Below are 10,256 nucleotides of genomic sequence, written 5' to 3'. Positions count from 1 at the left end.
CGCCCGGCCCACCCCGGGGGCCGCCGCCCGCCCAGTCCCCCTGGCCGGCGGCGGCCCCTTCGCCGTGCCCGGACCCGCCCCCGCACGTATAGGCGCGGCATAGCGGCCCTCCGCAGGGTGGTGCCCATCCAGCCGTATCCAGTGGGGAGTTCGGAGTGTCGGGCTTCGTGAGTTTCGTCCAAGAGCTGCGCGGGAACGCCGCGGCCGCGCCCGCCAAGAGCGCCGTCCGCTACTGCGCCGGTACGACGGAGGAGGAGCTCGACTACGCCGCCCTGGACCGGGCCGCCCGCGCCACCGCCGACTGGCTGGCCGCCCGGGCCGCCCCCGGCGAGCGGGTGCTGCTGTCCTTCCAGCCCGGCACCGGCTTCCTGCGCGGCTTCCTCGGCTGCCTGTACGCCGGCCTGGTGCCCGTCCCGGTTCCCGCCCCCGGCGGCTACGCCCACCAGGTCGCCCGCACCACCGGGATCGCCCGGGACTGCGCGGCCGTCCTCGTCCTGACCGACGCGCAGACCCTGCCCGCCGTACGGGACTGGCTCGCCGACGGCGCGCTCGAACCGCTGACCGCGGCGTCCGTGGAGGAGGCGGAGCGGGCCGGTGACCCGGAGGCCTGGCGCCCCGTACCGGTCGCCGGGCGCGACACGGCGTTCCTCCAGTACACCTCCGGCTCCACCAGCGAGCCGAAGGGCGTCACCGTCCCGCACGGGGCGCTGGTGCACAACATCGGCCTCATGCGCCGCAGCCACGGCTGGACCGCGGACATGACCTGGTGCAGCTGGCTCCCGGCCTACCACGACATGGGCCTCATCGCGATGATGCTCACCCCGCTGTACCTCGGCGGGACGGCGGTGCTGATGCCCGCCTCGGACTTCCTCAAGCGCCCCGTCAGCTGGCTCCGGCTCATCGACCGGCACCGCGCCGAGATCTCGTGCGCGCCGAACTTCGCCTACGACCTGTGCGCGCGCCGCCTGACACCGGAGCAGACCGAGGGCCTGGACCTGTCCCGCTGGCGCTACGCCTGCAACGGCGCCGAGCCGATCCACGCCGCCACCCTGGACCTCTTCGCGGAGCGCTTCGCCCCGCACGGCTTCCGCCGCGAGGCCCTGCTCCCCGGCTACGGCCTCGCGGAATCCACCCTGTACGTCTCGGGCACCCCGGCCGACGAGGCGCCGCGCGTGCTGCACGCCTCCGCCGAGTCCGGGACCCTCGTCGAAGGGGGCGGGCAGGCGCTGGTGAGCAGCGGTGTCGTACGCGACCTCGACGTCCGGGTCGTCGACCCGGCCACCGGCGGCGAACGGGGCCCCGGCGAGGTGGGCGAGATATGGATCCGGGGCGCGAGCGTGGCCTCGGGCTACTGGAACCGCCCGGCGGAGAGCGCCCGCACCTTCGGGGCGGCCACGGCCGGGGGCGAGGCGGGGTTCCTGCGGACCGGGGACCTGGGGGCGCTGCTCGACGGCCACCTGTACGTCACCGGCCGCATCAAGGAAATGATCATCGTGCACGGGAAGAACCTGTACCCGCACGACATCGAACGCGAGGTCCGCGAGCTGGACCCGGCGTTCGAGGACTTCCCCAGCGCGGTCTTCTCCGTCCGCGCGGGAGCCCACGAGGAGATCGTGGTGATCCAGGAGACCCGCACCCGCGGCCTGTCCGAGGACGACCTGGCCGCTCTCGCCCGGCGCGCCCGCACCGCCCTCAGCCGCCGCCTGGGACTGCGCGTCGGCGGCTTCGCCCTGGTCAAGGTGAGCCGCATCCGCCGCACCACCAGCGGCAAGATCCAACGCGCCGCCATGCGCGACCTGTTCCTCCGGGGCGCCCTCCACCCGGCCCACGCGGACCTCGCCCCGGAACTCGGGGCCCTGCTCCCGCCGCCACAACCGCCCGCGCCCGCGCCCGGGCCCGCGCCCGCGTCCGCGTCCGCGCCCACGCTCACGCCCGGGTCCGCGTCTGCGTCCGCGCCCGCGCTCACGCCCGGGTCCGCGTCTGCGCCCGCGTCCGCGCCCGCGCTCACGCTCACGCCCGGGTCCGGGTCCGCGCCCGGGACTGCGTCCGAGGCCGACCCCGCGCCCGCGCCCACGCCCGGGTCCGGGTCCGCGCCCGGGACTGCGTCCGAGGCCGACCCCGCGCCCGCGCCCACGCCCGGGTCCGCGTCTGCGCCCGGGTCTGCGCCCTGGTCTGCGCCCGCGCTTGCGGCGCCGCCTACGCCCGCGCCCGGGTCCGCGCCCACGCCCGGGACTGCGTCCGAGGCCGACCCCGCGTCTGCGTCCCCGTTCGCGCCCGCGGCGGCGGGTGGTGCCCGATGACCGCGACGACCCCGGCGGTGCCCGCCCTCACCCCCGAGCCGGCCGCGGACCCCGGCCGGCCCTGGGATCCGTACCGGCTCAGCGCCCGGCTGGAGCGCGCCCTCGGCGATCCCCGCGACCCCGCCGGGCCGCTCTCCGCGGCCCGGGGCGCCGCGCTCGACCGCGCCGAGGCCTTCCCCGCCGACGCCTGCCGGCACCTCGACGCCCTCGGCCTGCCCCGCTGGTTCGTGCCCGCCGAGCACGGCGGCGCCCTCACCGCCGCCGACGAACTCCTCCAGATCATCCGGATCCTGGGCCGCCGCGACTTCACCGTCGCCCTCGCCCACACCAAGACCTACCTCGGCGCCGTCTCCGTCTGGGTCGCCGGCACCCCCGAACAGGCCGCGGCCCTCGGCGCCCGCGTCGCCGCCGGCGACGTCGTGTCCCTCGCCGTGACCGAACAGGCCCACGGCAGCGACCTGCTGGCCGGGGAACTCACCGCCGAACCCACGCCCGACGGCGGCTACCGCCTCACCGGCGAGAAGTGGCTCATCAACAACGCCACCCGCGCCCACGCCCTCACCGTCCTCGCCCGCACCGCCGAAGCCGGCGGCTCCCGCGGCTTCACCACCCTCCTCGTCGACAAGGCGGCCCTGGCGGACGGCACCTGGCACCCGCTGCCCCCCGTCCCCACCCAGGGCGTACGCGGCGCCGACATCAGCGGCATCGCCTTCCGCGGCGCCACCGTCCCCGCCGGCGCCCGCGTCGGCGCCGAGGGCGAGGGCCTCGAAGTCGTCCTCAAGGGCTTCCAGATCACCCGCACCCTGTGCTCCGCCATGTCCCTCGGAATGACCGACCACGCCCTGCGCCTCGCCCTCGACTTCGCCACCGGCCACCGGCTGTACGGCCGCCCCCTCGCCGGCGTCCCGCACGCCGCCCGCACCCTCGCCGAGGCCTACGCCGACCTCCTCGCCGCCGAAGCGGCCGCCCTGGTCGCCACCCGCGGCATCCACACCCTGACCGGCGAGCAGAGCGTCGTATCGGCCGCCGTCAAGTACTTCGTCCCGACCTCCGCCGACCGCACCATCGGCGACCTGCGCGGACTTCTCGGCGCCCGCGCCATGCTCGTCGACGCGCACGCGGACGGCGCCTTCCAGAAACTGGAGCGCGACCACCGCATCGTCGGCATCTTCGACGGCAGTACGGTCGTCAACCTCAACTCCCTGATCAACCAGTTCCCGGTGCTGGCCCGCGCCTACCGCAAGGGCCTCACCGACACCGGGGGCCTCACTGCCTCGGCCCGCCTCGACGCCCCGGTCCCCGCCCTGGACCCCGCCCGCCTCGCGCTCTACTCCCGCGCCGGCTCCAGCGTCGTCCAGGCCCTCCCGGCCGCCGCCGCCGAGCTGGCCGGCCTGGCCGACGCCGGACTCCTGCCGCCCGGCGTCGGCGCGCTCGGCGCCCGCCTGCACGCCCTCGCCGACGCCCTCCACGAGGAGATGGCCGCCCAGCGGCCCTCCGCCCGGGACGTCCCGGTCACCGCCTTCGACCTCGCGGGCCGCTACGCCGTCCTCTACGCGGCCGCCGCGAGCCTGCACCTGTACCTGCGCAACCGGGACCTGCCGTTCGCGAGCGGCCCGCTGTGGACGGACGCCGCCTGGCTGGAGGCCGTACTCACCCGCCTGCTGCGCAAGCTGGACCCGGCCCCCGACCTCGACGACGCCGACGGCCCCGCCCTCGACCGGCTGCTCCCCGCCCTGCACGCCCAGCACACCGAGCACCTGCTCTTCTCGCTGCTGCCCTGCCCCCTGGCCGAGGGCTCCGCGCCCGAGACGGAGGAGACCCCGTGACCGCCCACGCCGAAGCCCCGCCCCGCCCCCCGGCCCCGGCCGCGGACCGCATCCGGGAGCTCGACCTCCTGCTCGGCGACGCCGACGACCCCGCCAACCCGCTCGGCGCCGCCGCCGTCCTCGCCGCGGACGAACGCGGCGAACTGCTCGCCGCGGGCGAGGAGGCCCTGGCCGCGTTCGGCCTCAACGCCGAGTTCGTGCCGCGGGCACTCGGCGGCCGCTTCGCCCGCGCCGACGAGTTCGCCCGCCTCATGCGGACCGTCTTCCGCCGCGACTGCGCCCTCGGCATCGGCTACGGAGTCACCAGCTTCATCGCCGGCCTGCCCATCTGGGCCTCAGGCAGCCCCGAACAGCAGCGCCGCGCCGCCGACCTGCTGCTCTCCGGCGGCCGGATCGTCGCCGCCTACACCGAACTCGCCCACGGCAGCGACTTCTCCCGCATCGCGCTGACCGCCACTGCGGACCCGGCCGCCCCCGGCGGCTACCGACTGACCGGCGGCAAGCAGCTCGTCAACAACGTGTCCCGCGCCGAGGCCGCCGTCGTCTTCGCCCGCACCGCCGACCGCCCCGGCAGCCGCAGCCACTCCCACCTCCTCGTCGGCCTCGACGACACCCCCCGCATCGACCGCTCCGGCCGCTACCCCACCTCCGGCGTCCGCGGCTGCCTCCTCGGCGGGATCTCCTTCGACGACCACCCGGTACCGGCCGGCGCCCTGATCGGCGAGGAGGGCGCCGCGATGGAAACCGTCCTGCGCGCCTTCCAGGTCACCCGCAGCGTCCTGCCGTCGATGGTCGTCGGCGTCGGCGACACCCAGCTGCGCACCGTCCTCGGCTTCGCCCGCGAGCGACGCCTGTACGGGCGCCCCGTCGCCGAACTCCCGCACGCCCGGGCCACCCTCACCGACGCCTTCCTCGACCTCCAGGTCTGCGACGCCCTCGCCACCACCGTGGCCCGCTCCCTGCACCTGATGCCGGAGCAGACCAGCGTCCACTCGGCGGCCGTGAAGTACCTCGTACCGCGCCTGCTCCAGGACTCCAGCTACCGCCTGTCGGTGCTGCTCGGCGCCCGCAGCTACGTCCGCGAAGGCCCGTACGCCCTCTTCCAGAAGATGGCCCGGGACCTCCCGGTCGTCGCCCTCGCCCACGCGGGCAGCGCCGTCTGCCAGGCCACGATCCTGCCCCAGCTGCCGCGCCTCGCCGCCCGCTCCTGGAACGCCGGCGAGCTGCCCCCGGTGGCCCTCTTCGACCCCGCCGCCGACCTGCCCGCGCTGGACTTCGACCGGCTGGAGCTGAACTCCCGCGGCCGCGACACCCTGGCCGCCGTGCTGCCCGCCGCGGCCCGCGAGCTGGCGGCCGCCGGCGACCAGCCCGAACTCGCCCGCCTCGCCGGGCTCCTCGCGGACGCCCTCGCCGACCTCGCCGCCCGTGTCCAGGCCCTCGCCCCGCGCGACCGCACGGTCCTCGCCGGCCGCCAGGGCTTCGTCCTCGCCGACCGCTACGCGCACCTCCTCGCGGCCGCCGCCTGCCTGGGCCTCCACCGGGGCCCCGACCCCACCTGGGCCATCGGCACCCTGCACCGCCTCGCCGACCGCCTCGGCCTGAACCCCGGCCCGCTGCCCGCCGGGACGGCCGCCCGCCTGCACACGGAACTCGCCGCCCGCTTCGAGTCCGGCGCCGCCTTCGACCTGTCCCCGAACACCGCACTCATCCAAGGGAGTTGAGATACGTCATGGCGAACAGCACCGAGGTGCCCACCAAGGAGATCCGGGCCTGGCTGATCGAACGGGTGGCCTACTACCTGGAGCGCCCCGCCGCCGAGATCGACGAGGGCGCCGAACTGGTCGAGATGGGCCTCGACTCCGTCTACGCCTTCACCCTCTGCGGCGACGTGGAGGACCGCTTCGGCCTGGCGGTCGAACCCACCATGGCCTGGGACCACCCCACGGTGGACGCCATCACGGCGTACCTCGCCGCGGAACTCGCCGCCCGCTGACCGCGGGCCGACGCCGAGGGGCCCTTCCCGGGATCGGGAAGGGCCCCTCGGCGTCGTCGTCAGCCGAAGACCACCGTGCGGCGGCCGTTCAGGAGGACGCGGTGCTCGGCGTGCCACTTCACCGCGCGGGCCAGGGCCTGGCCCTCCAGGTCGCGGCCGATCGCCACCAGCTGGTCCGGGGTCATGTCGTGGCGGACCCGGGCCACCTCCTGCTCGATGATCGGGCCCTCGTCCAGGTCCGCCGTGACGTAGTGGGCGCTCGCGCCGATCAGCTTCACCCCGCGCTCGTGCGCCTGGTGGTAGGGCTTGGCGCCCTTGAAGCTCGGCAGGAAGGAGTGGTGGATGTTGATGATCCGCCCCTCCAGCTCCTTGCACAGGTCGGCGGAGAGGATCTGCATGTAGCGGGCCAGCACCACCAGCTCCGCCCCCTCGTCGGCCACCACCCGCAGCAGCGCCGCCTCGGCCTGCTCCTTTGTCTCCTTCGTGACCGGCACGTGGTGGAAGGGGATCCCGTGCGAAGCCGTCAGCCCCTCGAACTGCCGGTGGTTGGAGACCACCGCGGCCACCTCCACCGGCAGCGCCCCGCTGGACGCGCGGAACAGCAGGTCGTTCAGGCAGTGCCCGAACTGGCTCACCATGATGACCACCCGCATCGGGCGGCCCGCCTCGTGGATCTCCCAGTCCATCCGCAGCGCGGCGCCCACCGCCGCGAAGCTCGCCCGCAGGTTCTCCAGGCGGACGGGCGGGTCCACCGTGAAGTGCACCCGCATGAAGAACCGGCCGTTGGAGCGGTCGGCGAACTGCTGGCTGTCGATGATGCTGCCGCCCGTCATGAACAGGAAGCTGGACACCGCGTGCACGATGCCCTGGTCGTCGGCGCAGGAGAGGGTCAGGACGTACTCGGGTTCGGTCGGGTGTGCGACGGGCATGAGAGGCCTCTCTTCCGTAATCCGTGATCCGTGATCCGTAAGGGGAGCGTGCGGGTCAGGCGGCGGCCGGGCGCAGGAACGCGCCCCGGTAGAACAGCAGCGGCTCGGCGTCCTGCGCCCCGCCGCTCACGTCCAGGTCCAGCACCCGGCCTATGACGATCCGGTGGTCGCCGCCCGGCAGCACCGACTCGATCTCGCAGTCCACCCAGGCCAGCGCGCCGCCGATGCGCGGCGAGCCCGTGGCCGGCGCCGGCGACCAGTCGACCCCGGCGAACTTGTCGCCGCCGCTCGTCCCGAAGCCCCGGCACAGGGCGCCCTGGCCCGCGCTCAGCACCGTCGCGCAGAACGCCCCGGACCGCTCGATGCGCGGCCAGCTGGAGGAGGTGGCGGCCACCGAGAAGGTGACGAGCGGCGGATCGAGGGAGAGCGAGGCGAAGGACTGGCAGGCGAAGCCGGCCGGCCGGCCCGTCTCGTCGGTGGCGGCGATCACGGTCAGCCCGGTGCAGAAGTGCCCGAGCACATCGCGGAACTGCCGCTGGTCGAAGCGGAGCGTGGAAGCGTTCGTGTCCATGGGGACCCCTCGGATGACAGGAGAAGGCGGAAGGGAACGGTCAGGGGCCGGACCCGGCGCGCTCCTTGACCACCAGCCGCCCCTCGGCGAAGCACAGCCGGTAGGCGGGGGAGGCGGAGTACGCCGTGATCCGGTAGTACCTGCAGGAAGCGCCGGCCGGTTCGCCGGCCGCCGCCCCCTGCGGGATCTCGTCCAACTCGTACTTCGGCAGCTTCGGCAGCACCGCGGAGCGGCTGTCGCCGACCCGCAGCCCGTCGAAGGCCTGCCGGTCCAGCACCGAGCAGTGCTGCACGTAGAACTGAAAGCCCAGCATCAGGACGCCGACGGCCGCGCACACCGCGAGCGGCACCACCAGCGCCTCCCACAGCCGGCGCCGCACCTGCCGGCGGGCCGCCGCCAGCTCGCGCGCCGAGGTGCTCGGCGGCGGCCCGCCCCGCTCCGCCGGGAGCACCGCCCCGCCCGCCACCGGCAGCCGCGCCGACACCGCGAACCCGCCGCCCGGGCGCGGCCCGGAGTCCAGCGTGCCGCCCGCCAGCCGCACCCGTTCGTCGAGGCCGACCAGCCCCGTCCCGCTGGAGACCGCGCCCGGCAGCGGCCCGGCGGGCCTCGCCGCGTTCTCCACCGTCGCGAGGAGGTACTGCGGCCCCGGCACCAGCCGTACGACGACCTCCGCGCCCGGGGCGTGCTTCGACGCGTTGGTCAGCGCCTCCTGCACCACCCGGTACAGCGCCCGCCGCGCCATCGGCGCGAGCTCCGCCCCCACCGGCTCCGCGCCGGGCGACACCGGTTCCAGCCGCACCGCCATGCCCGACGCCGCCGCCCGCTCCACCAGGTCCTCGACCGTGTCCTGCGCCGGGACGGTCGGCGCCTGCTCCCCGTCCTCGCGCAGCACGTGGATGATCTCGTGCAGCCGCTCCGTCGCCGCCCCGGCCGCCGCCCGCAGCTCACCGGCCGCCCTGCGCCGCTTCTCCGACAGCTCGGGCGCCACCTCCAACGCCCCCGCGCGCAGCGCGATCAGGCTCAGCTCGTGCCCCAGCGAATCGTGCATGTCCCCGGCGATCCGCGACCGCTCGCGCAGCCGCGTCTGCTCGCTCACCAGGTGCTGCTCACGCTCCAGCCGCTCGGCCAGCTCCCAGCCGGCCCGTACGAGCCCCGCGTAGTGCCGGCGGTAACGGCCCACCATCCAGGGGAAGACCAGGTTCAGCACCACGGTCAGGACCAGCGTGAACCACGTCCACAGGTCCGCGGAGGTCGCCAGCACCGGCAGCAGGCCGACCGCGCACACCGCACCGAACAGCGCGAGCGCCGGCCGGGTGCCCTCCGCGCGCACCCCCACCAGATACGCCATCACCAGCATCGCCAGCGAGAACGCGGTCGTGAACAGCTCCGCCGACAGCACCAGGCTCAGCGCCACCGGCACCGCGAGCGCGGCCAACGGCGCACTGCGCCCCAGCCGTACCGCGACCGCCAGCAGCGGCAGCCCCGCCACCAGCACCCAACGCGTCCATCCGTCCGGCCCGTTCGGCCGGAACACCTCCAGGGCCACCATGGACGCGACCAGCGCCCACAGCACCACATCCGCGGCAAGCCGCCTGCCCGAAACGTCCATGCCTGTCATCGGGTCACCCTACTGACGGGCGTCGGCGTCGTGTCGGTGTCGGATCGGTGTCCTGAGGAGGGTGTCCATGCTCCCCGACCGTCCCGGTCCCCCCTACGTCCGTCCTATACGGGGCCGGGAGCCGACCCTTACGAAAGTCAGGTGCAAGTGACGACCATCGGGTAAGGCATCCGTATAGATCCCGCTCCTAACGTCGTACCGGACAGCACGACAGCACCGCCCCCGCGGTGCGGCACGGAACCCGGACGACCATCGGAGTGAGCGATGACCGACGCACTTCTGCAAGCCGTGGAAGGAGCAGTCTCCAGCCCGTGGGTCTACGTGCTGCTCTTCGCCATCGCGGCCCTCGACGGCTTCTTCCCCGTGGTACCGAGCGAGACCCTCGTGATCACCCTGGGCGTGTTCGCCGCGAACGGCGACCCCAACCTGCTCCTCGTCATCGCCGTCGCCGCCGCCGGCGCGTTCGTCGGCGACCACATCTCCTACTTCATCGGCCGGAAATCCGGGCACCGCATCATCGCGCGGATGAAGCCCGGCAGCCGCACCCGCAAGGCCTACGACTGGGTCGGGCAGGCCCTCGCCGAGCGCGGCGGCCTCGTCCTGGTCGTCGCCCGCTACATCCCCGGCGGCCGGACCGCCGCCACCGTCACCACCGGCGCCACCGGCTTCCCCCGACGCTCCTTCACCCGCTTCGACGCCCTCGCCGCCGGCAGCTGGGCGATCTACTCGGCCTGCATCGGCTACCTCGGCGGCGCCGCCTTCGAGCACGACCCGCTGAAGGGCCTGATGACCGGCCTCGGCCTGGCCTTCACCATCACCGTCACCGTGGAGGTCGTCCGCTGGCTGCGCCACCGCCGCGCCGCCCGCAACCAGCAGTCCCTGACCGTCGCCGGGTCCATTCCCGACCCGGCGGCCCGAGAACCGGAGTCGCTGGCAACCGGGTCGTTCCCCCGCCCCTGATCACCACGGCTCCGCCTTCCGCGGCCCGCCGCCCGGCCCTGCCGGCGGCGGGCCGCGGT

General features: G+C 75.1%; 8 protein-coding genes. 5 read left to right on the top strand and 3 right to left on the bottom strand.

Annotated elements, in window-relative coordinates; genetic code table 11:
- Positions 1 to 167 precede the first annotated feature (167 nt).
- The 4 genes from ACFTXQ_RS27905 to ACFTXQ_RS27890 are packed head-to-tail and all read left to right on the top strand — an operon-like array spanning position 168 to position 6,119.
- On the top strand, positions 168 to 2,300 hold the full coding sequence (locus tag ACFTXQ_RS27905; RefSeq protein WP_382645526.1) for an AMP-binding protein: 2,133 nt from the start codon (positions 168 to 170) through the stop codon (positions 2,298 to 2,300).
- Positions 2,297 to 4,126 carry an acyl-CoA dehydrogenase family protein gene (locus ACFTXQ_RS27900; RefSeq protein ID WP_382645523.1) on the top strand — a complete coding sequence of 610 codons (1,830 nt, stop codon included), beginning with the start codon at positions 2,297 to 2,299 and terminating at the stop codon, positions 4,124 to 4,126. Before ACFTXQ_RS27905 ends, ACFTXQ_RS27900 begins: the two co-directional genes overlap by 4 nt.
- Entirely contained in the window at positions 4,123 to 5,847 is a 1,725-nt protein-coding gene (locus ACFTXQ_RS27895) for an acyl-CoA dehydrogenase family protein (RefSeq protein WP_382645520.1), read from the top strand. The genes ACFTXQ_RS27900 and ACFTXQ_RS27895 overlap by 4 nt, the downstream gene beginning before the upstream one ends.
- An 8-nt stretch (positions 5,848 to 5,855) precedes the next feature.
- The gene (locus ACFTXQ_RS27890; protein WP_382645517.1) at positions 5,856 to 6,119 is read left to right on the top strand and encodes an acyl carrier protein; all 264 of its coding nucleotides are present in this window, start codon (positions 5,856 to 5,858) and stop codon (positions 6,117 to 6,119) included.
- Between the two features lie 59 nt (positions 6,120 to 6,178).
- Here the strand turns inward: ACFTXQ_RS27890 and purU are convergent, their stop codons facing one another.
- The 3 genes from purU to ACFTXQ_RS27875 are packed head-to-tail and all read right to left on the bottom strand — an operon-like array spanning position 6,179 to position 9,237.
- Complete coding sequence (purU, locus tag ACFTXQ_RS27885) at positions 6,179 to 7,048, bottom strand: formyltetrahydrofolate deformylase (protein WP_382645514.1); 870 nt, start codon at positions 7,046 to 7,048, stop codon at positions 6,179 to 6,181.
- 55 nt (positions 7,049 to 7,103) lie between these two features.
- Complete coding sequence (locus ACFTXQ_RS27880) at positions 7,104 to 7,619, bottom strand: flavin reductase family protein (RefSeq protein WP_382645511.1); 516 nt, start codon at positions 7,617 to 7,619, stop codon at positions 7,104 to 7,106.
- A 40-nt stretch (positions 7,620 to 7,659) separates the two neighbouring features.
- Complete coding sequence (locus tag ACFTXQ_RS27875; protein WP_382645509.1) at positions 7,660 to 9,237, bottom strand: sensor histidine kinase; 1,578 nt, start codon at positions 9,235 to 9,237, stop codon at positions 7,660 to 7,662.
- A gap of 264 nt (positions 9,238 to 9,501) precedes the next feature.
- Between ACFTXQ_RS27875 and ACFTXQ_RS27870 the strand changes: the two genes are divergently transcribed.
- Positions 9,502 to 10,197 carry a DedA family protein gene (locus tag ACFTXQ_RS27870; RefSeq protein WP_382645506.1) on the top strand — a complete coding sequence of 232 codons (696 nt, stop codon included), beginning with the start codon at positions 9,502 to 9,504 and terminating at the stop codon, positions 10,195 to 10,197.
- Positions 10,198 to 10,256: the final 59 nt, after the last annotated feature.

Origin of the sequence: Streptomyces sp. NPDC057010 (assembly GCF_042673805.1) — a bacterium.
Classification (GTDB): domain Bacteria; phylum Actinomycetota; class Actinomycetes; order Streptomycetales; family Streptomycetaceae; genus Streptomyces.
This window is presented reverse-complemented; position numbering and strand designations above follow the sequence as displayed.

What these genes read in the sequence shown, in the direction of transcription:
- purU (WP_382645514.1), bottom strand. Translation starts at nt 7,048, where the DNA reads ATGCCCGTCGCACACCCGACCGAACCCGAGTACGTCCTGACCCTCTCC.
- ACFTXQ_RS27875 (WP_382645509.1), bottom strand. Translation starts at nt 9,237, where the DNA reads ATGACAGGCATGGACGTTTCGGGCAGGCGGCTTGCCGCGGATGTGGTG.
- ACFTXQ_RS27880 (WP_382645511.1), bottom strand. Translation starts at nt 7,619, where the DNA reads ATGGACACGAACGCTTCCACGCTCCGCTTCGACCAGCGGCAGTTCCGC.
- ACFTXQ_RS27890 (WP_382645517.1), top strand. Translation starts at nt 5,856, where the DNA reads ATGGCGAACAGCACCGAGGTGCCCACCAAGGAGATCCGGGCCTGGCTG.
- ACFTXQ_RS27870 (WP_382645506.1), top strand. Translation starts at nt 9,502, where the DNA reads ATGACCGACGCACTTCTGCAAGCCGTGGAAGGAGCAGTCTCCAGCCCG.
- ACFTXQ_RS27900 (WP_382645523.1), top strand. Translation starts at nt 2,297, where the DNA reads ATGACCGCGACGACCCCGGCGGTGCCCGCCCTCACCCCCGAGCCGGCC.